Annotated in this window: 21 protein-coding genes and 1 riboswitch; of the genes, 11 read left to right on the top strand and 10 right to left on the bottom strand. The window is 71.3% G+C overall.

The annotated features are described in order from the left end of the window. Positions 1-17: 17 nt before the first annotated feature. From IM697_RS17655 to IM697_RS17635, 5 genes are all read right to left on the bottom strand, one after another. The gene (locus IM697_RS17655; protein WP_194048642.1) at positions 18-1,004 is read right to left on the bottom strand and encodes a Pvc16 family protein; all 987 of its coding nucleotides are present in this window, start codon (positions 1,002-1,004) and stop codon (positions 18-20) included. A gap of 84 nt (positions 1,005-1,088) precedes the next feature. Beyond that, complete coding sequence (locus IM697_RS17650; RefSeq protein WP_194048641.1) at positions 1,089-1,835, bottom strand: hypothetical protein; 747 nt, start codon at positions 1,833-1,835, stop codon at positions 1,089-1,091. After that, positions 1,828-2,556, bottom strand: coding sequence for a T4 family baseplate hub assembly chaperone (locus IM697_RS17645; RefSeq protein WP_194048640.1), 729 nt, complete (start codon positions 2,554-2,556; stop codon positions 1,828-1,830). Before IM697_RS17645 ends, IM697_RS17650 begins: the two co-directional genes overlap by 8 nt. Before the next feature lie 26 nt (positions 2,557-2,582). Next, on the bottom strand, positions 2,583-3,107 hold the full coding sequence (locus IM697_RS17640; protein ID WP_016434446.1) for a phage tail protein: 525 nt from the start codon (positions 3,105-3,107) through the stop codon (positions 2,583-2,585). Positions 3,108-3,140: 33 nt separating this feature from the next. Beyond that, entirely contained in the window at positions 3,141-5,006 is a 1,866-nt protein-coding gene (locus tag IM697_RS17635) for a phage tail sheath subtilisin-like domain-containing protein (protein WP_194048639.1), read from the bottom strand. Between the two features lie 638 nt (positions 5,007-5,644). Here IM697_RS17635 and IM697_RS17630 point away from each other — a divergent pair. From IM697_RS17630 to IM697_RS17595, 8 genes are all read left to right on the top strand, one after another. Then, positions 5,645-6,979 carry an ABC transporter substrate-binding protein gene (locus IM697_RS17630; protein WP_194048638.1) on the top strand — a complete coding sequence of 445 codons (1,335 nt, stop codon included), beginning with the start codon at positions 5,645-5,647 and terminating at the stop codon, positions 6,977-6,979. Continuing rightward, entirely contained in the window at positions 6,976-7,890 is a 915-nt protein-coding gene (locus tag IM697_RS17625; protein WP_194048637.1) for a carbohydrate ABC transporter permease, read from the top strand. Before IM697_RS17630 ends, IM697_RS17625 begins: the two co-directional genes overlap by 4 nt. After that, complete coding sequence (locus IM697_RS17620) at positions 7,887-8,831, top strand: carbohydrate ABC transporter permease (RefSeq protein ID WP_194048636.1); 945 nt, start codon at positions 7,887-7,889, stop codon at positions 8,829-8,831. Before IM697_RS17625 ends, IM697_RS17620 begins: the two co-directional genes overlap by 4 nt. A 24-nt stretch (positions 8,832-8,855) precedes the next feature. Next, a complete protein-coding gene (locus IM697_RS17615; protein ID WP_194048635.1) occupies positions 8,856-9,764 on the top strand; it encodes a 5-dehydro-4-deoxyglucarate dehydratase in 909 nt (302 codons plus the stop codon). Beyond that, the gene (locus tag IM697_RS17610; protein WP_194048634.1) at positions 9,761-11,020 is read left to right on the top strand and encodes a glucarate dehydratase family protein; all 1,260 of its coding nucleotides are present in this window, start codon (positions 9,761-9,763) and stop codon (positions 11,018-11,020) included. The genes IM697_RS17615 and IM697_RS17610 overlap by 4 nt, the downstream gene beginning before the upstream one ends. Before the next feature lie 50 nt (positions 11,021-11,070). Then, on the top strand, positions 11,071-12,129 hold the full coding sequence (locus IM697_RS17605) for an NAD-dependent epimerase/dehydratase family protein (protein WP_194048633.1): 1,059 nt from the start codon (positions 11,071-11,073) through the stop codon (positions 12,127-12,129). A gap of 142 nt (positions 12,130-12,271) precedes the next feature. Further along, positions 12,272-12,445, top strand: a riboswitch (cyclic di-AMP (ydaO/yuaA leader). A gap of 8 nt (positions 12,446-12,453) precedes the next feature. Further along, positions 12,454-13,866 carry a C40 family peptidase gene (locus IM697_RS44635; RefSeq protein ID WP_228044726.1) on the top strand — a complete coding sequence of 471 codons (1,413 nt, stop codon included), beginning with the start codon at positions 12,454-12,456 and terminating at the stop codon, positions 13,864-13,866. Between the two features lie 281 nt (positions 13,867-14,147). After that, positions 14,148-15,152 carry a sugar ABC transporter substrate-binding protein gene (locus IM697_RS17595; RefSeq protein ID WP_194048632.1) on the top strand — a complete coding sequence of 335 codons (1,005 nt, stop codon included), beginning with the start codon at positions 14,148-14,150 and terminating at the stop codon, positions 15,150-15,152. A 70-nt stretch (positions 15,153-15,222) separates the two neighbouring features. Here the strand turns inward: IM697_RS17595 and IM697_RS17590 are convergent, their stop codons facing one another. Then, on the bottom strand, positions 15,223-16,224 hold the full coding sequence (locus tag IM697_RS17590; RefSeq protein WP_194049755.1) for a LacI family DNA-binding transcriptional regulator: 1,002 nt from the start codon (positions 16,222-16,224) through the stop codon (positions 15,223-15,225). Between the two features lie 212 nt (positions 16,225-16,436). On the opposite strand from IM697_RS17590, the gene IM697_RS17585 reads away from it, so the two are divergent. The 3 genes from IM697_RS17585 to IM697_RS17575 all read left to right on the top strand — a co-directional run bounded on the left by IM697_RS17585 (position 16,437) and on the right by IM697_RS17575 (position 19,464). Further along, positions 16,437-17,387: a TIM barrel protein gene (locus IM697_RS17585; RefSeq protein ID WP_194048631.1), complete on the top strand. Its 951-nt coding sequence runs from the start codon at positions 16,437-16,439 to the stop codon at positions 17,385-17,387. Positions 17,388-17,584: 197 nt separating this feature from the next. Then, the gene (locus IM697_RS17580) at positions 17,585-18,601 is read left to right on the top strand and encodes a Gfo/Idh/MocA family oxidoreductase (RefSeq protein ID WP_194048630.1); all 1,017 of its coding nucleotides are present in this window, start codon (positions 17,585-17,587) and stop codon (positions 18,599-18,601) included. Beyond that, positions 18,598-19,464 (top strand): sugar phosphate isomerase/epimerase family protein, encoded by an 867-nt coding sequence (locus IM697_RS17575; RefSeq protein ID WP_194048629.1) that lies wholly within the window; start codon positions 18,598-18,600, stop codon positions 19,462-19,464. Before IM697_RS17580 ends, IM697_RS17575 begins: the two co-directional genes overlap by 4 nt. A 14-nt stretch (positions 19,465-19,478) precedes the next feature. On the opposite strand, the gene IM697_RS17570 is transcribed toward IM697_RS17575, so the two are convergent. The 4 genes from IM697_RS17570 to IM697_RS17555 form a co-directional block, all read right to left on the bottom strand. Beyond that, on the bottom strand, positions 19,479-20,705 hold the full coding sequence (locus IM697_RS17570; protein ID WP_194048628.1) for a cytochrome P450: 1,227 nt from the start codon (positions 20,703-20,705) through the stop codon (positions 19,479-19,481). Between the two features lie 74 nt (positions 20,706-20,779). After that, positions 20,780-21,727 (bottom strand): ATP-grasp ribosomal peptide maturase, encoded by a 948-nt coding sequence (gene tgmB, locus IM697_RS17565; protein WP_194048627.1) that lies wholly within the window; start codon positions 21,725-21,727, stop codon positions 20,780-20,782. Positions 21,728-21,741: 14 nt separating this feature from the next. Next, positions 21,742-21,933 carry a putative ATP-grasp-modified RiPP gene (tgmA, locus tag IM697_RS17560; protein ID WP_194048626.1) on the bottom strand — a complete coding sequence of 64 codons (192 nt, stop codon included), beginning with the start codon at positions 21,931-21,933 and terminating at the stop codon, positions 21,742-21,744. A gap of 213 nt (positions 21,934-22,146) precedes the next feature. Further along, positions 22,147-23,625 (bottom strand): MFS transporter, encoded by a 1,479-nt coding sequence (locus IM697_RS17555; RefSeq protein ID WP_194049754.1) that lies wholly within the window; start codon positions 23,623-23,625, stop codon positions 22,147-22,149. Positions 23,626-23,734 lie beyond the last annotated feature (109 nt).

Raw genomic sequence — 23,734 nt, 5'->3', positions numbered from 1 at the left:
GTCGTCCCCATACCGCCTCAGCTCTCCGCGCCCTCGGGGCCACCCGCCGGGGTGGAGCCCGGTGACGCGTCCGAAGGGGGCACGGCACCCGTGCTCTTGGCCGCGCCACGCGCGGGCTTGGCCGACTGCGCCGCCTTGCCGGACTGCGCTTCCTTCCGGGCGCGGGCAGGCGTCTTCGCGGCGGCATTCGCAGGCGCCTTGGCCGCAGACTTGGCGGGCGCCTTGGCCGAAGTCTTCGCGGGCGCCTTCGCGACCGACTTGGCGGGCGCCTTCCCGAGCGCCTTCCGGGCCTGCCCTTCTGCCGAAGCCGAAGTCCCGCTCTCGGCGGGGACGGGCTCGCTCTCACCGTCGCGCGACGCCTCCGCCGGGCTGCCCGGGGGCACCGGCGCCCCGGGCGCCCCGAACGGCAGCACGCGCACCGTGTGCCGCTCCACCGGCTTCGCCGGCGCCGGCGTCTCACGGCCGTCGATGAAGACGAGGGCCGCCTGGTAGACCACCGACAGGGCGTACGGCGTCTGGTGGAGCATGCCCCACAGCTTCGACGTCTCGTCGATGTCCATCACGGTCGGCGTGAACCGCACCCGCTGCGCCGCCTCGGCGAGGTCGCTGCCGGCGAGGTGCGGCAGTTCACCCGCCTGCTCGACGACGTCCTTCGGCAGGATCGGAATCTCGTGCAGGGTCCGCACCACGGAGCCGATCAGCCGCTGTCCCACGAGTTTCGTCTCGTCGCCGTACGCGCTGATCAGGAAGTGCAGGTCCAGCGCGGCGGCCGGCCGCTTCAGCAGGGTGCCGTCGGCGGCCCGGGTCGGCAGGTCGTTGTTGCGCAGCGACGTGTTGGGCGTGACCTGGTAGAGGAACACGTTGAGGGTGGGGTGGTCCGGCGGCTCCGTCGGTGGCTTGTGCGGCTCCACCTTCACGGCCTCGTCGAACTCCGGGCCCACGTTGGACGCGAGCAGCAGGGCGAGGGCCTGGGTGACATGGGCGATGGCGAGTGCGTTGCTCATGGCGTCGGTTCCTCGGTTCCTCGGTCTGTCTCGTCGTCCGGTCCGCTGTGCCGCGGGCCCTCGTCCTGCCTGAGCGGCTCCATGTCACTTCCGCCCTCGCGCCAGGTACTCCGCGAGGCTCAGGGCCGCCCCCGGCCGTTCCGCCGCCGGCGTCCGCTGCCGTGAGCCGCCGGCCGGCGTCGGTCCCGACGTCACCTCCAGCCGTCCGATCTGCACCTGCACCACCTGCTCGGGCGCCCGCGCGGGGCGCCGGGCGGCGGCCTGTCGTACGGCGTCCCGGGCCGCCGCCGTGTCCGCGGCGCTGGGCCGCAGGGGGGTTGACACGGCGGCGGAGGTAGCGGCGTCCGCGCCCGGGGGGTTGGGCACGGACGCCGCGCTCTGGGTGGCGCTCCGCTCCGAGCGTCCTCGGCCCGCCGCCCGCTGCCCGGCGTCCGGTGCCGGCCGGGGTCCGGGCGCGATCGGCGTGACGGGGCGCAGCAGCGGGGCCTCGGGCAGGGGCCTCGGGGCGGGGTGCGGTGCCGGGTCGGCCGGGGCCCGCTCGGTGCGTACGACCGTCCGCTCGCGTTCCGTGTGCAGCCGGGCGGCGGGCGGCGCCGGACGCGGCGCCGGGACCGGCCGTACGTGCGTCGGCGTGGTGGCGGGCCACAGCGGGTCGGAGCCGTCGTCGGGTTCCGGTGCGGTGCCGCGTACGGCCTCGATGCGTTCGAACGGGCCGGGCAGCCGGGGGCGTACCCGCACCACGTCCGGGCGCGGACCGGCGGCGGCCGGGGCGTGCCGGGCGATCAGGCGGTCGAGGAAGTCGGGCACCGGCGCCCCGTCGGCGTCAGACATCCGCACACAGCTCCAGGTAGTAGCGGCGCCGCAGCGGGCTGAGCGCCAGGATCTCCGGCTCGCTCCAGCCGTACGACGTGGCGAGCAGATGGACGTCGAGCAGCAGGTCCCTCGCCCAGGCGTCCAGTTCGGTCCACAGGTAGGAGGCGATGTCCAGCTCGGCCCGGGTGGCCGCGCCGCACTCGGGACAGGCGATGTTGAGCGTCACGTCGGCGCCCGGGTCGGCGGCCTCGACGGCCTCGGCGATCCGGCGCTGGACCGGGGCGGGCAGATCGGCGGCGGCCACGGCCGCGCCGTCGCGCACCGCCGTCACCAGGCAGCGCGCGAGCAGGGCGGCGCGCGGGTCCGCCGCCCGGGCCGCCGCCGTCAGGTCGGCGACACCGGGCAGCCGGAACTCCACGTCCCAGCCGTCCTGTTCGACGCGCACGAGTGAGTCGCCCGGTCCGCCCAGCGACCGGGCGAACTCCCCGGCGTCCAGGTCGAACTCCATGTCCTCCCCGCACGCCGCGCAGCCCAGCCGCACCTGCATCCGCTCCCCGAACAGGGCGCGGCGCAGCGCGAACAGGTCGGCCTCACGCTCCCCGACCGGCAGGACCGGCAGGGCCGCGGAGTCGACGTCCGGTCGGGCCGTGCGGTGCAGCAGCAGCGCGCGTGAAGTCGGTGCCTCGGCGAGGCCCGCCTCCCAGGTGGCCAGCAGTTCGGCCGCCCCCGTGATCGCCATCTCGTCCCCCCTCAGTCACCCACTGCTCAAGCTGGGTTGAGGAAGGAGGGCTCCTCCGGCTCGGGCACCTCGTAGTCCCGCTCCCAGCCCTCGCACTCGAGCTTCAGCGACTGGATGGCCACCGCGTTGGCGTTGGCGTCCATCTCGCCGAGGACCTGGTACTCGCTCGGCCAGGTCCGGTACAGCTTGTGCGAGACGGCGACCTGGCCGGCCTCGTTGAGGACCTGGATGACGATGTCCTTGCGGAAGTCGGCGAGGGACACCTCGGAGCCGAGGCCCGCGCCGACCTGCCAGACCTTGTTGGCCCAGCGGTCGAACTCGGGGTCGTGGGTGACGCCGCGTTCCAGGGTGATGCCCTCGAACTCGGAGCGGCCGGGCGACTTGCGGGGCGACGACGGGTCGCCGCCGTGCCGGTGCTTGACGACCTCCGTCGTCCGCTTGAGCGGACTGATCTTGCTGATGCCGGCGACCGTGCGACCGTCCCACAGGACCAGGAACTTGAAGTTCTTGTAGGGGTCGAAGCGATGCGCGTTGACCGTGAACTCAGCCATCGGATTCCTTCAGTTCTCCACGATTCCCCGCGCCTAGAGCGCGAACTGCCCGGACGTCTGCTGGATCTTGACGATCACGAACTCGGCCGGCCGCACCGGTGCGATGCCGACGAGGACGTTGACGATGCCGTTCTCGATGTCCTCGGCGGTCGTCGTGTCGCTGTCGCACTTGACGAAGTACGCCTCGCGCGGGGTGCCGCCCTTGAAGGCGCCCTGGCGGAAGAGGGTGTGCAGGTACGAGGAGGCGGCGAGCCGGATCTGCTGCCACAGGTTCTCGTCGTTGGGCTCGAAGACCACCCACTGCAGGCCGCGCTGGAGGCTCTCCTCGACGTGCAGCGCGAGCCGGCGCACCGGCACGTACTTCCACTCGCTGTCGAGCGCGTCCGAGCCCTCCAGCGTGCGCGCGCCCCAGACGACCGGGCCGGTGACCGGGAAGGTGCGCAGGCAGTTGACGCCGAGCGGGTTGAGCAGGCCGGTCTCGCGGTCGGTCAGGTTGACGGTGAGCGAGCGCACACCGGCGAGCCGCGCCTCGGTGCCGGCCGGGGCCTTCCACACACCGCGCTCGGAGTCGGTGCGGGCGATGACGCCGGCGATCGCGCCGGACGGCGGGAAGGAGCGCAGCCGGCCCGTGAGCGGGTCGGTGAGCTGCAGATGCGGGAAGTACAGGCCCGCGTGGTTGCCGCGCACCGCGTCGAAGGCGGCGAGCCCGGCGCGTGCGGTGTCGACGCTGACCCAGGTGCTCGGCGCGTCCACCAGCAGGAAGATCCGGCGCTCGGCGCACAGCCGCTGGGCGGCGGAGATGACGGTGAGGGCGTCCTCGGTCTTCTCGTACGCCGCGAGCTCCGGCAGCGCCAGCAGGTTGACGTCGGCGACGCCGCGCAGCGCCTGGATGCCGGACTTGTCGCCCTCGGAGCCGATGAGATCGCGCGGTCCGGGGGCCTCGCCGTCCTCGCCGCCCTCCAGTGGGAAGACCGGCGGGTTGACGGAGGCCTCCAGGCCGAGGTCGTTGGCGCACTCGCCGAGGAAGCGGACGACGTCCTCGGGGTCGGTGGAGCCCGCGACGACCTGGATGCGGCGGCCGAAGGCGGTGACCTCGGCGCCCGCGAAGGCGTGCTTGCCGGGCGCGTCGGGCAGGGCGCGCAGCTTGCGCTCCAGCAGCAGCGCCAACTCGGCCACGCTGCACGGGGCTTCGCCGTCGCAGTCGGGGTCGTAGAGCGTGAACTCGCGCTCCACCTCGCCGATCTTGACGGTCAGGTCGACGGCCAGGTCGGGCAGTTCGTCGCCGAAGGGCTTGGAGACGGTGCCGGACGGGTCGGGGCGGCCCTCGCCGACGACCTCGACGCGGATCAGCTTGGAGCCGGCGTTGATCACGGTCTGCGCGTAGCGGCCGTTCGCCGGGTCCATGGACAGGCCGGTGAAGCTCTCGCGGGCGTCGCCCTTGGCGTCGTAGACCCTGAGGTTGAAGGTTTCGTCGGGGCACGGTGTGTCGTGGTCGACGGCGACGCGCAGGCCGTTGCCCCAGACGCCGGGCTCCTTGGCGTGCACCTCGAGGACCGGGCCCTCGCTGTGGCCCTCGGTGGACTTGAGGGTGACGCAGGCGGCCTTGCCGCTGCCGGCCTTGGCGACGCGGACGATCACCGCGACGGTGCCGCCGTTGCCGAAGAACTGGTGGACGGCGTAGCCGACGGCGCTCTGTGCGCTCAGGCCGCCGAAGCGGCGCTCGAACTCCGCGAAGCTGGTGACGCGTACCGGCTCGTTGAGCGGACCGCGTCGGGTGTGGCCCACAAAGGCGGTCACGGACGTGGTCAGGGTCGAGATCGTACGGGTGCTGCTGGGAAGCTCTTCGACGTAGACGCCGGGATACGTCGGCTTGGCGGCGCTCACCGCGCTCATCGGCATTCCCCCTCCTTATCCCTGTCTCGGGCACCGGGACTTCAGGCACCAAGAGGCGGCACAGGGAGAAGTGCCGGACGGGTGCGCGACCGGCCCCCGCGAGTCGATCGCGGCGGCGGCGCGCACCGCATCAGTCCCCCGTCAGTACCCCGGGCTTGTCGGTCGCCCGGGCCAAGCAACGCGCTTGTGACTCCTGATGCTCAAGTGCGCAACCCACCTTGGTGTGTTCGAAGTTGACCGAGCAAGGCGCCTTCAGGCCACCCAGGGAGGGGGTTTGGTGAAGGCGCCCTCCCCGCATCCGCACAACGTGCCTGCGCGCCCCGGCCGGGTGGTTCACAGATCCTGCACAGCGGGTGCGGCGACAGAGCGGCGAACCACCCCCGACCCGCCGCAGAGGCCCCTCACCCACCCCGTTCGACTGGTCGCACGTACGTGCGACCTCCGCGAGTCGCACACAACCCTTCGTGGCTGGTTTTCCAGGGGTGACGCGAATGCGCCCTGTTGGCGCCCGCCCTTGTGGGGTCGGTGAAATCTGGCGGCCATGTCTTGACATACGACTGAAACGATTCGTAGCTTGGCCGATCATTTAGATGCGTGAAGTTGGTTCACGTACATGAACTGCAGCGGATCCACGGAGTGTGCCCATGCGGGATCACCGACGAAGTCGCCGCCCGGCCGCCCTGCTCGTCGCCACGGCGCTCGCGTTCGGAACGGCCGCATGCGGCTCGGGTTCCGGCAGCGCGGGCAGCGACGACCCGAACATGCTGGAGGTGTGGACCCGGAGCAATCCGGATTCCGCTGCCACCTACGAACGGGTCTTCACCGCCTTCACCAAGAGGACCGGCATCAAGATCGACTACCAGCCGGTCATCAACTTCGACCAGCAGTTGCAGAGCCGGGCGTCCACCAAGGACCTGCCGGACGTGATGATCAACGACACCGCGCTCATGGGCAGCTACCAGAGCCAGGGCCTGCTCAAGCCCATCGACCCCGCGTCGATCGAGGGCGGCGACCAGATCACCGACAGGACCTGGGCCTCCACGGTCGGCATCGACGGCAGGCACTACGGCATCCCGTACTCCCGCCAGGCCCAGACCCTGATGATCCGCACCGACTGGCTCAGGAGACTGGGTCTGAAGGCGCCCAGGACCTGGCAGGAGATGCTCTCCGTCGCCAGGGCCTTCGCCACGAGGGACCCGGACGGCGACGGCAAGGCCGACACCTACGGCATGGTCGCGCCCGGCAGCGCCCAGAACGGCTACGCCGCCTGGTGGGGCGCGAGCTTCCTCTGGCAGGGCGGCGCCGAGATCATCGAGCCGGACGGCGCGGGCACCTACCGGCCGGCCATGACCTCGACGGCCGCGGTCAACACCGTGACCTGGATGAAGGACAACCTCTTCTGCGGCGACAAGGGTGTCACCCAGCCCGGCGCCCTGACCGCCGTCACCGCCACGGCGACCAACTTCCAGGACGGCAACGCCGGGATGTACATGACCGGCCCGTACAACATCGTCACCTTCGACCAGACCCTCGGCCGGGACAAGTACGAGGTCGTCCCCGCCCCGGCCGGTCCGGCGGGCGGTGATGTGCTGGCCGACGGCGAGAACGTCTACCTGGGCGCCAAGACCGGCAATGACGAACAGGAGCTGGCGCTGGCCGCGTTCCTGGTCTCGCCCGAGGGCCAGCGGATCGCCATGACCAGCGTCGACGGTCACCAGCCCGTCGTCCGCATCCCCGTCAACTCCACGCTGGACGCCGCGAAGGTCCGCGACGACGCCCGCTGGAGCGTCGTACAGAAGGCGTACGAGGAAGCCTCCCAGGAGTTCCCGAACGCCCCGGACTTCGCCCCCGTCAAGCAGGACACCGCCGACGCGCTCAACGCGATCTTCACGTACTGCGGCGGAGACGTCCGCTCCCAGCTCGAGGAGCTCGACGAGACCCTCGCCGGCGACCTCAAGGACCAGGACCTGTTGAAATGACCGCTACCGTGACCACCCCCGCGACGCGCAGGCCCTCCAGGGTCCTCGGCAGGAAGGCCGTCGTCCCCTGGCTCTTCCTGGCGCCGGGGCTGCTGCTCGCGCTTGTCTTCAAGTTCTGGCCGATGGCCAAGGGCGTCTGGCTCAGCTTCTTCGACGTACGGCCCTTCCTGGGCGACCAGTGGATCGGCCTGGACAACTACGCCCGCGTCCTGACCGACCACCGCTTCCAGGACGCCATCGGGCACACCCTGATCCTCGGCATGGGACAGTCGCTCGGCGCCATCCTGCTCGGCTTCGTCCTGGCGCTGCTGCTCGAGGGCCAGGCCCGCTCGCTGAAGATCATCCGCACGGCCGTGTTCCTGCCCGCGGTGACCGCGACGGCGGTCGTCGGCGAGCTGTGGCGGCTGCTGTACTACCCGACCTCCGACGGCCTCCTCAACGGCGGCCTGCACCTGCTCGGGCTCGGCCCCGTCCAGTTCCTCGACAACCCGGGCATCGCGCTGTACTCGACGATGGCCATGGGCATCTGGATCTGGGCCCCGTACAACATGGTGATCATCCTCGCCGGCCTGGCGGGCGTGGACCGCTCGCTGTACGAGGCCGCCGCGATGGACGGCGTCTCGCTGTGGCAGCGGCTGCGGTACGTGACGCTTCCCGCGATCCGCCCCGCCCTGGGCATCGTCCTGACCCTCGCCGCGATCCGCGGACTGCGTGTGTTCACCGAGGTCTACGTCCTCACCGGCGGCGGCCCGGCCGGATCCACCGAGGTCTGGATGACCCGCGCCTACACCCTGGGCTTCACCCGCAACGACATCGGCGGCGCCTCGGCGGCCTCCGTCGTGCTGCTCTGCGTGACGCTGCTGCTCACCGTCACGGTCAACTACTTCCGCAGGAGGGGAGACGTGCGATGAGCGCCCCCGTCATCGACCCCGTCCGGCCCACGGCCCCCGGCTCCCCGGCCCGGCCCGGCGCCCGGCCGCGGCGCACCACCCCGGCCCGCTTCGACACCGCCCTCGGCTGGAGCGACCGGCCGGGGCCCGCCTGGACCTTCCGGATCCTGCTCTGTCTGATCGCGCTCGGCGTCTTCGCGGCGCCCTTCCTGACGATCCTCTCGGGAGCGTTCACGACCAACGCCGGCGGCTCCTCGCTGTCGTTCCTGCCGCACGACAGCACCCTGCTGAACTTCAAGGTGGCCGGCGAGCGCGGCATCTGGGACTACTTCACCAACTCGCTCGTCATCGCGGGCGGCGGACTGCTGCTCCAGCTCGTGGTGTGCACGCTCGCCGCCTACGCGCTGGCCCGGCACCGGTTCCGCGGCCAGGCGCTGGTCCTGACCCTGTTCATGCTGACGATGATGCTCCCCGAGGAGGTCATCGCGATCCCGCTGTCGCTGGTCCTCGGCGATGTCCCGGTGGTCCACCTGGACCTCAAGGGCACGGTGTGGGGCGTCATCCTGCCGCTGGGCGCCTGGGGCTTCTCGGTGATGATGCTGACCGAGTTCATGCGGGACGTCCCCGACGAGATCGAGGAGGCCGCCCGGCTCGACGGCGTCGGGGAGCTGAGGATGCTGTGGCAGATCGTCCTGCCGCTGTGCGGGCCCGCGCTCGGCGTGGCCGGCGTCCTCGGCTTCATCATGATCTGGGACCAGTACCTGCTGCCCCTGATCGCCTCCAAGGACCCCACCGACTACACGGTCACCGTCGCCCTGTCCATCCTGCGCACCGACCCCGAGGTCGGCTCCGGGGTGGTGCTGGCCGGTGCGGTCATCGCCCTGCTCCCCAGCCTGATCGTCTATCTGCTCCTCCAGCGCTCGCTGGTCACCGGCATCGCCGCCGGGGCCACCAAGGGCTGACCCCACCGTAGTTACGAGGGAGAAATGAAGTTCCAAGGAGTGCTGTTCTTCCCGGTCACGCCGTTCACCGCGGACGGCTCGCTGGACACGGAACGGCTCGCTCAGCACATCGAGTCCGGGGTGGCCGCGGGCGCCGGCGGGGTGTTCGTCGCCTGCGGCACCGGCGAGTTCCACGCGCTGACGCCCGAGGAGATCGAGCGGGCCACGCGGGTCGCGGTCGAGACGACCGCCGGGCGGGTGCCCGTCCTGGCCGCGGCGGGCGGCCCGCCGCCGGTCGCCCGGGACCAGGCCGCCCGGGTCGCGCGCGCCGGCGCCGACGGCCTTCTGCTGCTGCCGCCGTACCTGGTGACGGCGCCGCAGCGGGGCCTGGTGCGGTACGTGGAGGAGGTCACCGCCGCGACCGATCTGCCGGTGATCTTCTACCAGCGGGGCAGCGCCCGCCTCACCGAGTCGACGGCGGCCGAGATCGCCGCGCTGCCCGGGGTCGTCGGCCTCAAGGACGGCATCGGCGACATCGAGCTGATGCACCGCGTCGTGCGTGCCGTGCGCGCGGTACCCGGCGGTGCGGACTTCCAGTTCTTCAACGGGCTGCCCACCGCCGAGATGACCGCGCCCGCCTACCGGGGCATCGGCGTCGACCTGTACTCCTCGGCCGTGTTCGCCTTCGCGCCGGAGATCGCGCTCGCCTTCCACCAGGCGCTGGCCAAGGGTGACGAGGAGTTGGTGACGACCCTCCTCGACGAGTTCTACGGCCCCCTCGTCGCCCTCCGCGACGAGGTCCCGGGATACGCCGTGGCGCTCGTCAAGGCCGGCGTGACCCTGCGCGGCCTCGACGTCGGCGGCGTACGGGCACCGCTGCTCGACCCCACGCCGGAGCATGTCGCCCGGCTCGCCGAACTCGTCGACCGCGGTCTGGAGGCGGTCCGCGCATGAGCACCGCCCTCGGCACCCGCATCCGCGAGCTGATCATCACGCCGATCGCCTTCCGCGACCCGCCCCTGCTCAACTCGGGCGGCGTCCACGAGCCGCTGGCCCTGCGCATCGTCCTCCAACTCGTCCTGGAGGACGGCACGGTGGGCCTCGGCGAGTCCCCGGGCGGCACCGCCCGTCTGGAGCGACTTCAGGCAGCGGCGAAGGCGGTCGTCGGCATGGACGCCTTCGACACGACGGCCATCGCGACGGCCATCGACGCCGCCCTGCTCCCGACCGTGCCCAGCTCCCACGAACGCGGCTGGACGACCTCGGCGGTGGAGGTCGCCTGCCTCGACGCCCAGGGCAGGCTGCTCGGCCGCCCGGTCAGCGATCTGCTGGGCGGGAGGGTCCGGGACTCGGTGCCCTTCGCGGCGTACCTCTTCTACAAGTGGGCGCGGCACCCGGCGCTCGACGGCCGCCCGGCGGTCGGCGACGACTGGGGCGAGGCGCTGGATGCCGCCGGGATCGTGGAGCAGGCCCGGCTGATGCAACAGCGCTACGGCTTCCGTTCGTTCAAGCTCAAGGGCGGTGTCTTCCCGCCCGACGAGGAGATCGCGGCGATCCGGGCACTGGCGGAGGCGTTCCCCGGGCAGCCGCTGCGACTGGACCCCAACACGGCCTGGACGGTGGAGACTTCGGGGTACGTCGCCCGCGAGCTGGACGGCGTGCTGGAGTACCTGGAGGACCCGACCGCGACCATCCCCGGCATGGCCGAGGTGGCGAAGGGCTCGCCGCTTCCCCTCGCCACCAACATGTGCGTGATCGCCTGGGAGCATCTGAAGCCGGCGATCGAGCAGCAGGCGATCCAGGTGCTGCTCACCGACCACCACTACTGGGGCGGGCTGCGCCGCACCCGTGAACTGGCGGCGGTCTGCGAGGCGTTCGGCATCGCGCTGTCGATGCACTCCAACTCGCACCTGGGCATCAGCCTCGCCGCGATGACCCATGTGGCGGCGGCCATCCCCAACCTCGACCACTCCTGCGACACCCACTACCCGTGGAACTCGGCCGACGACGTGATCGCCCCCGGCGCCCTCGAACTGCGCGACGGTGCGGTCGAGGTACCCACCGGCCCGGGGCTCGGTGTCGAACTCGACCACGACGCCCTCGACCGGCTGCACCGGCTGTACGTCGAGTCGGGGGTGCGCTCCCGCGACGACACGGGCTACATGCGGCGGATCCACCCGGAGTACGAGCCGCGGCTCCCGCGCTGGTGACACGGCGCCATAGGGTGACCCCCGACCGCACGATGTGAGGGGTGAGGGGCGTGGGCTCGGACGGTTCGGCGGCCGTGCTGGTGACCGGCGGCAGCGGCTTCGTCGGCAGTCATCTGGTCAGGCGGCTCCTGGAGCGCGGCCACCGGGTCCACGCCACGGTGCGCGACACGGCCGCCACGGCGAAGCTGCGGCCGCTGCGGGAGATGCAGGAGGCACACCCCGGTCAACTGTCGCTGTTCGAGGCGGACCTGCTGTCCGAGGGCTCCTTCGACGAGGCGATGGCCGGATGCCGGACGGTGTTCCATGTGGCCTCGCCGTTCCGTATGCCGGAGAAGATCAAGGACGGCCGCCGGGAGATGGTCGAGCCGGCCCTGCACGGCACCCGCAATGTGCTGGCGGCCATCGAGCGGACGCCCACGGTGGACAGGCTCGTGTTCACCTCCACCGTGGGCGCGATCTTCGGCGACTACGCGGACGTCCTGGACATGGACGACCAGGTGCTCTCGGAGCGGTACTTCAACACCACCAGCACGGTGGAGAACAACCCGTACCACTACGCGAAGACGGTCGCCGAACGCGCGGCATGGGAGGCGGAGGCCGCCCAGGGACGCTGGCGCATGGTGTCGGTCAACCCCGGCCTGATCCTGGGGCCGTCCCTCACTCCCGCCTCCGAGTCCGGCAGCCTGTTCCTGCTCCAGGAGCTGTTCAGGGGCTACTTCTTCTACGGCGCCCCGGACTTCAGCTTCACCACGGTGGACGTGCGCGACGTGGCCGACGCGCACATCGCGGCGGCCGAGAACCCGGACGCCAAGGGCCGCTACATCGTGGCCGCCGAGACCATGACGTCGTTCCACGAGATGTCCCGCATCCTGCGCACCCGCCACCCGCGCGACCTCCGCCTCCCGCGCACCGCACTCCCGCACTGGCCGGTTCGCGTCCTCGGCCCCGCCTTCGGACTGACGCAGGATCACATCCGCAAACACCTCGGCATCCGGTTCCGAGTGGACAACAGCCGCAGCATCGGCGAACTGGGCATCAGCTACCGCCCGATCGAGCAGACGATCCTGGATCACTACGAAGCGTGGCGGCGCCGAAGCACCGCGAAGTGAAGCGGGCGGCCATTCCCCTCCAAGCGTCGAAGGTCACAAAAACGTATCGGACATTTAACGCCTCAACCTTCACGGCAGGCGCACAAGTTGGCTAGGTTACGGATCAGGCCGCACGACGACCTCCGGCGAACCCCGTCGGGACGCGCGGCCTCCGCCGAGTCCGGTGCGCCATCGAGGTTCACCGGAGCCGGGGACCCAACCGAACTTGGGGTGAATCGGCCCGACCGCCTTTCGGGGCAAGGGCCGTAGGGCACACCTTCCGGACCGACCGCCCGAACCCGTCAGCTAACTCGGTAGGCGGAGTACGGAAGGAGTACGTCGCCCATGGCGCCGGAAGGCACCGCGCGGCCGGGGGCTCTCAGCCTGCCCGGCATGCGCAACTCCGCACTCGCGTCGGCGGCCCTCACCTCGGTGGCCCTGCTCGGCCAGACGGCGGGCGCCACCCCCTCCCTCGCGGACGAGTCACCGAGCCGCGAGGAGGTCAGCCGACGAGTCGCCGCTCTCTACGACCGGGCCGAGACCGACTCGGGAACCTTCAACGCCACCCGTGCGTCGTCGGCGGGACCGCCGGGGCGCGCCGCCCCATCGGCCGACGCCGGACGCGCACCCGCCGCCCCGCCCCGGGAGGCGGACAGCCGGCGCGGCGACCGCTCCCTCGACAGCGTCGCCCGGCAGTGGTTCGACCGTGCGCGCGCGAATCTGGGTCCGATCGTCCCGGCGGTGCTGCCGAGCGACAGAATGCCGGACCGTCCCGCCCAGTCGAGGCCCGCGCGGCCGGCGGACGGCACCGACCTGGCGCTGGGGGCCTCCGGTCGCGCGCCACTGGAGCTGACGGCCGCACCGACCACCGGCACGGATCCCCTGGCGGAGCTGCCCGCCGACCCGCTCGCCGCCCTGCCGGCCGCTCCGGAGGCCGACGCTCAGGCCACCCAGGTCATGCCGGCGATCCCCGCCCTGCCCCCCTCGGCCGCCCCGGCCACCGAACCGGCGGCGGCCGACCTCCAGCAGCGGTCCGGGCTGCGGGCGACCAAGGAGCAGAACCAGCGCAAGCTGGACCTGGCCCGCGAACTGCTGTCCCTGTACGCCACGCGACAGAGCGATCCGCTCACGGCGGATCCGCTCACGGCGCCCGCCGCCCTGCCCGCCGCCGACGCCTGGGGTGCCGCACCGGCCCGGCTCGAGCCGTCGGCCGAGGAGCAGTGGCAGGCACTGCGGGCCCAGTCGGCAGCCGACCTCACCACGGTCCCGCCCGGCGCGACGGCCTGGCCGACACCCGCCCCGGCCCCGATCGCCGACCCCCTCACTGCTCCCGTCCTGAGCCTGACGCCGGACCCGGGCGCAGCACTGGCTCCGAGCACCGCCCTCACCTCCACGGGATCGCAGGACACCCGGGCCGTCCGCGCCCTGGAGTTCGCTCGTGCACAGCTGGGCAAGCCCTGTGTCTGGGGCACGACCGGCCCGGAGGCGTTCGACGGCCCCGGCCTCACCCAGGCCGCCTGGAAGGCCGCCGGCATCACGCTGCCCCGCACCGCCCAGGAGCAGGCGTCGGCGGGACGGGGGGTCGCCCTGGCCTACCTGGAGCCCGGTGACCTGGTGCTCTTCCACGTCGGACACGTCGGGATCTACTCCGGCAACGGCATGATGATCCACGCCCCGGGACCGGGTGCGATCATCCGCGAGGAGTCGATCCACTACGCCGGCGAGTCGGCGATCCACAGCGCGATACGGCCCGCCTGAGCAGTCACCCGCCCGGACGTCACCACCCCGTCTTTTTCGAGGCGGGGTGGTCGCGCGTCGCCCCTGGCCGGCGGGCCGTCCGCACCCCGTGACGCCCCCTGCCGCATCTCCTTTGTCGATACGTCCTGACAAAGCCATTGACATCATCTGCGGACAGCCGCATAGTACCTGCCACTAGAGCGCGCTAGTGCAGCGCTCCAGTCGATATCCAACGGGCGGTACCCGTGAACCTCCCCCCACCTGAGAACCCGCCCCTACTAGCACAGCGAGGTGCATGGGACATGCGCAGACACCACCGAGCCGCCACTCTGACGGCCGCCGCCCTGGCCGCCACCCTGTTCGCCGCAGGATGCTCCAGCAGCTCCGGCGGCAAGGAGTCCGAGGAGGGCTCGGCGGACGCCTCGGCGGGCAAGGCCAACACTCCTCGGATGACCGTGGCCATGATCACCCACGCGGCCCCCGGCGACACCTTCTGGGACCTGATCCGCAAGGGCGCCGAGGCCGCCGCGGCCAAGGACAACGTCAAGCTCGTCTACTCCAGCGACCCGAGCGCCGGCAACCAGGCCAACCTGGTGCAGAACGCCATCGACCAGAAGGTCGACGGCATCGCCCTGACCGCGGCCAAGCCGAGCGCCATGAAGGCCGTGGTGGCCAAGGCCACGGCGGCCGGCATCCCGGTCGTCGGCTTCAACTCCGGCCTGGACGACTGGAAGGAACTCGGCATGCTCGAGTACTTCGGCCAGGACGAGAACATCGCCGGCAACGCCTTCGGTGAGCGGCTCAACGAGACGGGTGCCAAGCACGCCGTCTGTGTCATCCAGGAGCAGGGCCATGTGGCGCTGGAGGCCCGCTGCGCCGGTCTGAAGAAGGGGTTCAAGGGCAAGACCGACATCCTGTACGTCAACGGCACCGACATGCCGTCGGTGAAGTCGACGATCACCGCCAAGCTCCAGCAGGACTCCTCCATCGACCAGGTGGTCACGCTCGGCGCCCCGTTCGCGCTGACCGCCGTGCAGTCGGTGTCCGACGCGGGCAGCAAGGCCAAGGTGGCGACGTTCGACCTCAACAAGGAACTGGTGACGGCAGTGCAGGACGGCAAGGTCGAGTTCGCCGTCGACCAGCAGCCCTACCTGCAGGGTTACCTGGCGGTCGACTCGCTGTGGCTGTACAAGACCAACGGCAACTTCAGCGGCGGCGGCACCGCTCCGGTGCTGACCGGGCCCGCCTTCATCACCAAGGACAACGTCGACGCGGTGGCCGAGTTCGCCGCGAAGGGCACGCGCTAGGCGCGTCCATGGACAGGCGGTGTCGGCCGTGACCGCGACGGGGCACGGTCGGCACCGCCGCTGTTTGTTCTCAGGCCGGCTCCTGCGGGGCCGGCCCGCTCGTGCCCCGGACCACGAGCTTGGGGTCCAGCACCGCCTCGCGCGGCTGCAGTTCCGGGTCCTCCAGCCGCTCCACGGCGAAGCGGACCGCGTGCTCGGCCATGAGGACCGCGTCCTGGCGGACGGTGGTCAGGCCGATCGGCATCAGGTGGGAGAGGTGGCTGTCGTCGTAGCCGACGACCGACATGTCGCGCGGCACCTCGACGCCCGCCCGGGTCAACGTCATCAACAGGCCCATCGCGCAGCGGTCGTTGCCCGCGAGGACCGCCGTGGGCAGCGGCCGCCCCTGGTCGCGTTCCGCCAGCAGCAGGCGCCCCGTCTCGATGCCGGACTCCTCGGTGTGCGCGCCGGGGATCACCCGCAGCTCGGCCTCCAGCCCATGCCTGCGCATCGCCGCCCGGTACGCCCGTCGCCGCTCGGCCGAGCCGGGGCCGCGCCCGCCGTCGATGTGCACGATCCGCCGGTGGCCCAGCTCCACGAGGTGGTCCATCGCCTGCCGGGCGCCCTTGCCCTCGGCGCTGTGCACGAAGTCCACGCGCGCATGGGGCACCCGGCGGCTCACCGAGACGGCGACGGTGCGGCGGCCGAGCGCGTCGAGGTAGCCGGGGTCCGCGTCGGGGCCGAGCAGGATCACCGCCTCGCAGCGGTGGCCGAGCAGCGCCTCCACCGCCTTCTCCTCGCTGCGGCCCTGGGCCGCGGCGGAGAGCAGGACGTCGTAGCCGAGCCGCTCGGCCTCCGGGTATATGCCCGCGATGAGGTCCGTATGGAAGGTCTGGTGGACGGTGAACATCACACCGAGGGTGCGGCTGCGGCCGCGCGCGAGCAGCCGGGCCGCGTTGTCCGGGCGGTAGCCGATCTCGTCGGCGACGCGCAGCACCCGCTCGCGTGTCTCGCGACCGGCGCCCGGAAGATCGCGGAAGATGATCGAGACAAGCGCTCGGGACACTCCGGCCTTCTCGGCGACGTCCGCCATCGTGGGCCGCTGACGGCCTGACGCATCCACCTGTGAACCCACCCTTCGACGCCGTTCACCTTAACCAGCGCTCGAAATCTCCCAGCAGCAAGCTATTGACATGACATTTGGACCAGAGTCATCGTACTCGCACTAGAGCGCGCTAGTAGAGCGCGACAGAAGATCCGTGGATACGTCCGCCGACGACCGCCGCCTCCCCCGAAGGACTTGTCATGGCAACGGTGCCAACCTCGCTCCGCACCACCGCGGGCAACCTGTGCCTGGGCTCGGCCCCCGACTCGTGGGGAGTCTGGTTCCCCGAGGACGACCAGCAGGTCCCGTACACCCGCTTCCTGGACGAGCTCGCCGCGGCGGGATACCGGTGGCTGGAACTCGGGCCGTACGGCTACCTCCCCACCGACCCGCAGCAGCTCAGGGAGGAGCTCGACGCGCGCGGGCTGCAGGTCTCCGGCGGCACCGCCTTCGGCGCTCTGCACCGGCCCGAGGCCTGGGACGAGACGCTCGCCCATGTCCGGCGGGTCGCGGAGCTGACCGCCGCCGCGGGCGCCCACCACCTGGTGCTCCTGCCGCCCATGTACCGCGACGAGAAGACCGGCGCCTTCACCGAGTCGCCGGAGCTGACCGCCGAGCAGTGGGCGGGCTTCGGCAAGGCCGCCGACCGGCTCGGCAAGCTGCTCCTCGACGAGTACGACGTACGCCTCGTCGTCCACCCGCACGCCGACAGCCACATCCAGACCCAGCCGGAGATCGAGCGCCTGCTCAACGAGTCCGACTCCCGCTGGACCAACCTCTGCCTGGACACCGGCCATGTCGCCTACGGCGGCGGCGACAACCTCGACCTGATCCGCCGCTTCGGCGAGCGCGTCGGGTACGTCCACATCAAGCAGATGGACCCGGAGATCCTCGCCCAGGTCGCCGCCGAGGACCTGTCGTTCGGCGAGGCCGTCAGGCGCGGTGTGTGCGTGTCGCCGCCCGCGGGCGTGCCCAGGCCCGCCGACGTGGTCGCGGAACTGGCCCGGCTCGACGCGGAGCTGTTCGTCATCGTCGAGCAGGACCTGTACCCGTGCGCACCCGAGGTGCCGCTGCCCATCGCCGTCAGCACCCGTGAGCACCTGGCGGGCTGCGGCCTGACCGGTATCCGGCGCCCCACGGTCAGCAAGTGAGAAGCGGCCCATGACGGACGTCGCAGAGAGCACGGTCACGCGGACGGAGGCCGCCCGGAGGACCTCGGGCTCACACCCTTCACCGAGGACCTGGTCACCAGCTCTCTCCTGCTTCTCCTGAACACCCCGTCTGCTCCTCCTGAACACCCCGTCCCCGGGTCCGTCGCGGCCGGGGACCGCAGAAAGGACCACCACCCATGACTGTGCGAGTAGGCGTCATCGGCGCCGGCTGGATCGGCAAGGAGCACATCCGGCGCCTGACCGACACCGTCACCGGCGCCCGTGTCACAGCGGTCACCGACATCGACGCCGCCCGCGCCGAGGACGCGGCGGCCCCGGTCGGCGCCCGAGTGCTGCCCGACGGTGCCGCCGTGATCGCGGCGGACGACGTGGACGCGGTGCTGGTCACGTCCTGGGGCCCGACCCACGCCGAGCACGTGCTGAACGCCATCGCGGCCGGCAAGCCGGTGTTCTGCGAGAAGCCGCTGGCCACCACCGCCGAGGACTGCCTGAAGATCGTCGAGGCCGAGATGGCCCACGGCCGCCGTCTGGTCCAGGTCGGCTTCATGCGCCGCTACGACGCCGGCTACCGGCAGCTGAAGCAGGTCATCGACTCCGGCCGGATCGGCGAACCCCTGATCGTGCACTGCGCCCACCGCAACCCCACCGTGCCGCAGTCGTACACCTCCGACATGGCCGCCCTCGACACGGCCGTGCACGAGATCGACGTCCTGCGCTGGCTGCTGGACGACGAGATCATCTCCGCTCAGGTGGTCCTGCCGCGCGCCACGAGCAAGCGGTTCGAGCACCTCAAGGACCCGCAGATCATGCTGTTCGAGACCGCCAAGGGCGTCCGTATCGACCTCGAGGTCTTCGTCAACTGCCAGTACGGCTACGACATCCAGTGCGAGACCGTCGGCGAGGAGGGCCTCGTCCGCCTCCCCGACCCCGCCGCGGTCGGCGTGCGCACCGCCGCCCGGCACAGCACCGAGGTGCTCACGGACTGGGTGGGCCGCTTCCGGGACGCCTTCGACACCGAGTTCCGCGAGTGGATCACCGCCCTCACCGCCGGCGACGAGCCCACCGGACCCTCGGCCTGGGACGGCTACGCCGCCACCGTCATCACCGCGGCGACCGTCGAGGCCCTGGAGTCGGGCCGCGTCGTCGCCACCGACCTCAAGCCCCGTCCCGCCTGCTACGGAGGTGCCGCGTGAAAATCGCCCTCGACCCGTACATGCTCCGCGCACTGCCCATCGACGAGATGGTGCGCACGGTCGCAGAACTCGGCTACGAGTACATCGAGTTGTCGCCCCGCGACGACTTCATGCCGTTCTTCCTGCACCCGCGCGCCGACGACGAGCGGATCGCCGAGCTGAAGAACTCCCTGCGCACCCACGGCGTCCAGCTCTCGTCCGTGCTGCCGCTGTACAAGTGGTCCTCGCCGGACGAGACCGAGCGGCAGGCGGCCGTCCGCTACTGGAAGCGGATGATCGAGATCACCTCCGACCTCGAGTGTCCGCTCATGAACAGCGAGTTCAACGGCCGTCCCGAGCGGGCCGCCGAGAGCGAGGCGGCCTTCTGGCGCTCGCTGGAGGAGTTGCTGCCGGTGTTCGAGCGCGAAGGCATCGCTTTGAACCTGGAGGCGCACCCGGACGACTTCTGCGAGGAGAACACCCCCGCGGTCGACCTGGTCCGCGCGATCAACAAGCCGTGGGTGAACTACCTCTACTGCGCCCCGCACTCCTTCCACCTGTCGGGTGCGGACCCGACGGCGGACATCGCGGCGATGATGCGCTACGCCGGTGACAAGCTCCAGCACGTGCACATCGCGGACTCCTTCAACCACAAGGGTTCGTCCGGCCTGCGCTACATTCTCAACCCGCCCGGCACCCCGGCCCGCATCCACCAGCACCTGGACATCGGGCAGGGCGAGGTCGACTGGGACGCCTTCTTCGGCACGCTGCGCGAGCTGAACTTCGACGGCGTCGCCACGGCCTGCGTCTTCGCCTGGGAGGAGCGGGCCAAGGAGTCCTCGGCGTTCATGCTGGACCGCATCCGCAAGGAGCTGGCCGGGTAGGCGGTACGCCCGGTTCAGGCGGCCTTCAGCGCGATCGGCAGGGCGCTGAGGCCGCTGAGGAAGTTGGAGTAGACGGGCTTGGCCGGGCCCGTCTGCTCCATCTGCGCCACCAGGTCCCGCAGCCCGGCCAGTACCGCCCCGATCTCCGCCCGGGCCAGATGGGCGCCGAGGCAGAAGTGGGGGCCGTAGGCGAAGGTGACGTGCTTGTTCGGGGTGCGGTCCAGGCGCAACTCGGCCGGTGTGTCGAAGACTTGCTCGTCATGGTTGGCGGAGGCGTTCCACACGGTGACGATCTCCCCTGCCCCGACCGGCCGGCCGCCGACCTCGGTGTCGGCGGTCGCGGTGCGTCCGGAGTGCAGGGCGGGGGTCGTCCAGCGCAGGATCTCCTCGACGGCGGTGCCGATGCCGGCGTCGCCGCACTTGAGGGCCTGCCACTGGTCGGGGTGGTCCAGCAGCGCGAGGGCGGCGCCGGCCATGGACAGCCGGGCCGTCTCGTCGCCGCCCAGGATCAGGCTGTAGCAGTTGAGGATGATCTCGTCGTCGTCCAGCGGCAGCCCGCCCACCTCGCTCCCCGCCAGCAGGGCGATGACGTCCGAGTGGCCGCTGTCGCGCCGGTCGCGGGCGAGGCCCGCGAAGTAGAGCAGGATCTCGTTCTTGGCGATCCACGCGTCCACCGCCGTACTGTCCGCCTCGTGCGAGCCCAGCGCGGAGGACGTCAGGCTCAGCACATGGGCCCGGTCGCGGTCGGGAACGCCCAGCAGGTCGCAGATGGCGCCGAGAGGTATCCCGGCCGCCACGTCGGTGGCGAAGTCGCAGCGGCCCTTCTCCAGCGCGTCCCGCAGCAGCCGGTTCACCGTGCGCCGCACACTCTCCACGATGGGCTCCAGCGCCCGCGGCGAGAACGCCGACATCAGCACACGGCGCAGCCCCGTGTGCCTCTCCCCGTCGGTGATGGCGAGCATCCGCCCGGCCCCGGTGTCGCCGCCCGCGAGCAGCGTCTCCAGGACGTTGCCGCCCTCGGAGGTGAAGCGTGCGCTGGACCGGTACACGGAGGTGACGTCGGCGTGCCGGGTCACCACCCAGAAGCCGGGGGCGGTGTCGGTCGGCGGATTCCAGTGGACCGGCCGATGCTCCCTCAGATGGCGCCACACGGCGGACAGATCGCTCTCGGCGTGCAACCGCGGATCGGCCAGGTTCAGCGTGTCGAGCTCTTCCGGCGCGATCGCCCGCCGCGTGGTCATCGCGTGCCCTCCCGTGTTCCGCGACCGGTGTGCCTGTGCTCCTCAAGGTAGTCCAGCGGGAGTGGCCGGCCGGCTCACCCGCCGCGGCGGTCCGGCCTGCGCTGTGCCAGCCAATGGGCGACGGCCTCCGAGATCGGCTGCCCGGTCTCCAGCTCGACGAAGCCGAACTGGCCGCCCTGGTTGCACTCCAGGAACCACCAGATGCCGTCCTCGTCCTCGGCGAAGTCGAAGGCGGCGTAGGCCAGTCCGGCGAGGGTGACGTACTCGTGCACCGACTTGCCGATGCGCTCGGGGACCTCGACCGGCTCCCAGGAGTGCTCGGTGTCGCCGTAGCGGCCGTCGACCTGGCCGGGCTCGGCGGTCTTGCGCGCGGCGAACAGGCGGGGGCCGACGCAGGTCAGGCGGATGTCGGCCCGCTTGGGCACGTACCGCTGGAGCAGCGCGGGCCCGGCCGCGACGGCGGAGAAGTCCGCGTCGGGGCCGATGAGGGTGGTGGGCAGGGCCAGCGCCGGGTCGTCGCCGGGCGGCGGACCCGAGGCGGACTTCACCACGACCTCCCGGTGCTCCTCGGCGAACTCCCGGGCCAGCCGGGGTGCCGTGGTGAAGACCGTCGGTGGCACGGCGAAGCCGCTGAGGTGGGCGACCCGCAGCTGCCAGGGCTTCAGCCGGGCCTGGTCGGCGTTGCGCGGATGGTTCATCCACCGTGCGGCGGCGGAGTGGAGCATCCCGTACAGCGCCTGCCGGGTCTCGGCGGTCAGCCACGGTGAGGGGTCGGCGGCGTGCGCGGCCGGTTCCCCCGGCCTGCGCACCCAGATGGAGCGCAGGCCGCCCATGCTGAGCACATGTCCGTTGACCGACAGATGCCCGTCGAAGTCACCGTGCGCGTAGTCGGCGGACAGCACGGCCTTGCCCGGCAGGTCGGCGGGGTCCAGCCGCAGCACGGGCGTGCCCGTCCCGTGCAGTCTGGTCACCACCATGTCGGCGGTCACGTCCTCCTCGGACGTGAGGATCAGAACCGTCATGCGCGCCCGGTTCGTCAGTCGTCGAAGTGAGTCGCGGACCCGGCGGTCGACGTCGTCGTGCCGACCGCGAGCAGGAGTTCGGGGTCACTGACGGCGGGGCGGCCGTCGGGCAGCACGTTCAGCTGCCGGGCCGGGTCGAAGTGATACGGCGTCACCGCGATCGGAAGCCCTCGGGGAGACGCGTAGTTGAGGGTGAACGGTCGCACTCGAAACCTCCACGGACGTTGTCTGCATTACCGTCCCTTACGCGCTTCTTGCGTAAGGAATTCATCACTTTCCGCCACATCGGGGTGAAGGTCGTCACACCAGGCGCACCAGTTGTGCGCACCTTCCCCACGAGTCACACATCGGATGGGGCGTCAGAACTGTCACTGTGGGCACGCGAGGCATGGGATCTGTCACTCTGCGTGGCGAACGCCTCAGGGGGTCGGTATCCCGCCGCCCTGCAGCCGCTCCAGGTCGGAGGGCCGGACCTGGATCACGAGCAGGGCGATCACCGCGGCGATCACCGTGAAGATCGCCGCCATGATGAATGTGGCCGAGACACCGGCGGTCAGGACCTCGTCAGCGTACGGCGGCGGAAGCTGCCCCGTGCGCTCGAAGCGCAGCCGCTCCGGCGGGGTGGCCCGGGACAGGAAGGCCGGGATCTGTTTGTCGGCCTCGTTGTTGCTGGCCGTGCCGAACATCGTGACCAGGATGGACAGCCCGAGGGAACCGCCCACCTGCTGGGTGGCGTTGAGCAGCCCCGAGGCGGCACCGGTCTCCTGGGTGGCCACGTTGGACAGCGCCATCAGGGTCAGGGACACGAACTCCATGCCCATGCCGAGGCTGAAGACCAGGATGGGCCCGAGGATGCTGCCCGCGTAGGTGGAGTGGACGTCGGTCAGGGTCAGCCAGGCCAGGCCCGCGGCGGCCAGGATCGCGCCCGTCACCATGAACGGCTTGGGCCCGTACTTCGGCAGCAGTTGGGAGGCGAGCCCCGCGCCCACCGCGATGACGGCGCTCACCGGCAGGAAGGCGAGACCGGCCTGCAGCGGGCTGAAGTCCAGCACGTTCTGCACGAAGAGGGTGAGGAAGAAGAACATGCCGAAGATCGCCGCGGCCAGGCTCAGCATCATGCCGTACGTGCCCGCCCGGTTGCGGTCCGCGAACATGTGCAGCGGTGTGATCGGCTGTCTGGAGCGCTGCTCGACCAGCACGAACAGCAGCAGCACCACGACGGCCGCCCCGAACGCGGCCAGGGTGAGCGCGTCCCGCCAGCCGTCCTGCGCGGCCCGGATGAACCCGTACACCAGCAGCACCATGCCGACGGTGGAGGTGAGCGCGCCCGCCAGGTCGAAGTGCCCGGGGTGGCGCTCGGACTCACGGATCCAGCGCGGGGTGGCGAGCGCGATGAGCAGCCCGATGGGCACGTTGACGAACAGCACCCAGCGCCAGTTGAGCCACTCGACCAGCATGCCGCCCGCCAGCAGCCCGATCGCGCCGCCGCCCGCCGAGACCGCGGCGAACACCCCGAACGCCCGGTTGCGTTCGGGTCCTTCACGGAAGGTCGTGCTGATCAGGGCGAGGGAGGTCGGGGAGGCGATGGCGCCGCCGACGCCCTGCAGAGCGCGGGCGGCCAGGAGTTGCCAGGAGTTCTGGGACATTCCGCCGAGCAGCGAGGCGAGCACGAACAGCAGCACGCCGAAGATGAACACGCGCCGTCTGCCGAGGATGTCGCCCATCCGGCCGCCGAGCAGCAGCAGTCCGCCGAAGGTGAGCGTGTAGGCGTTGACCACCCAGGACAGGCTCGTCGTGGAGAAGTCGAGCGAACGCTGGATGTGCGGCAGGGCGATGTTCACGATGGTGATGTCGAGCACCACCATCAGCTGACAGGACGCGATGACCAGCAGCGCCATACCGCTGCCCCGGCCCTCGCCCCGCTCCGTCTCCTGCGGGGTGGCCCGTGCTTCGGGTGTCGGCTCCGGGTTGCTCATGGCAGTGCGCCGTGGGCGGGTGTTCGGTGAC

Source organism: Streptomyces ferrugineus (genome assembly GCF_015160855.1).
GTDB lineage: Bacteria > Actinomycetota > Actinomycetes > Streptomycetales > Streptomycetaceae > Streptomyces > Streptomyces ferrugineus.
Note: the sequence above shows the minus strand (reverse complement) of the source record. Positions and strands in the feature narration are given on the sequence as shown.

Excerpts from the sequence above, each read along its gene's own strand:
- IM697_RS17625 (WP_194048637.1), top strand. The coding sequence starts at position 6,976 with ATGACCGCTACCGTGACCACCCCCGCGACGCGCAGGCCCTCCAGGGTC.
- IM697_RS44635 (WP_228044726.1), top strand. The coding sequence starts at position 12,454 with ATGGCGCCGGAAGGCACCGCGCGGCCGGGGGCTCTCAGCCTGCCCGGC.
- IM697_RS17610 (WP_194048634.1), top strand. The coding sequence starts at position 9,761 with ATGAGCACCGCCCTCGGCACCCGCATCCGCGAGCTGATCATCACGCCG.
- IM697_RS17640 (WP_016434446.1), bottom strand. The coding sequence starts at position 3,107 with ATGGCTGAGTTCACGGTCAACGCGCATCGCTTCGACCCCTACAAGAAC.
- IM697_RS17645 (WP_194048640.1), bottom strand. The coding sequence starts at position 2,556 with ATGGCGATCACGGGGGCGGCCGAACTGCTGGCCACCTGGGAGGCGGGC.
- IM697_RS17595 (WP_194048632.1), top strand. The coding sequence starts at position 14,148 with ATGCGCAGACACCACCGAGCCGCCACTCTGACGGCCGCCGCCCTGGCC.
- IM697_RS17580 (WP_194048630.1), top strand. The coding sequence starts at position 17,585 with ATGACTGTGCGAGTAGGCGTCATCGGCGCCGGCTGGATCGGCAAGGAG.
- IM697_RS17590 (WP_194049755.1), bottom strand. The coding sequence starts at position 16,224 with ATGGCGGACGTCGCCGAGAAGGCCGGAGTGTCCCGAGCGCTTGTCTCG.
- IM697_RS17635 (WP_194048639.1), bottom strand. The coding sequence starts at position 5,006 with ATGCCGATGAGCGCGGTGAGCGCCGCCAAGCCGACGTATCCCGGCGTC.
- IM697_RS17570 (WP_194048628.1), bottom strand. The coding sequence starts at position 20,705 with ATGACCACGCGGCGGGCGATCGCGCCGGAAGAGCTCGACACGCTGAAC.
- IM697_RS17630 (WP_194048638.1), top strand. The coding sequence starts at position 5,645 with ATGCGGGATCACCGACGAAGTCGCCGCCCGGCCGCCCTGCTCGTCGCC.
- IM697_RS17585 (WP_194048631.1), top strand. The coding sequence starts at position 16,437 with ATGGCAACGGTGCCAACCTCGCTCCGCACCACCGCGGGCAACCTGTGC.
- IM697_RS17650 (WP_194048641.1), bottom strand. The coding sequence starts at position 1,835 with ATGTCTGACGCCGACGGGGCGCCGGTGCCCGACTTCCTCGACCGCCTG.
- IM697_RS17620 (WP_194048636.1), top strand. The coding sequence starts at position 7,887 with ATGAGCGCCCCCGTCATCGACCCCGTCCGGCCCACGGCCCCCGGCTCC.
- IM697_RS17615 (WP_194048635.1), top strand. The coding sequence starts at position 8,856 with ATGAAGTTCCAAGGAGTGCTGTTCTTCCCGGTCACGCCGTTCACCGCG.
- IM697_RS17555 (WP_194049754.1), bottom strand. The coding sequence starts at position 23,625 with ATGGCGCTGCTGGTCATCGCGTCCTGTCAGCTGATGGTGGTGCTCGAC.
- tgmB (WP_194048627.1), bottom strand. The coding sequence starts at position 21,727 with ATGACGGTTCTGATCCTCACGTCCGAGGAGGACGTGACCGCCGACATG.
- IM697_RS17655 (WP_194048642.1), bottom strand. The coding sequence starts at position 1,004 with ATGAGCAACGCACTCGCCATCGCCCATGTCACCCAGGCCCTCGCCCTG.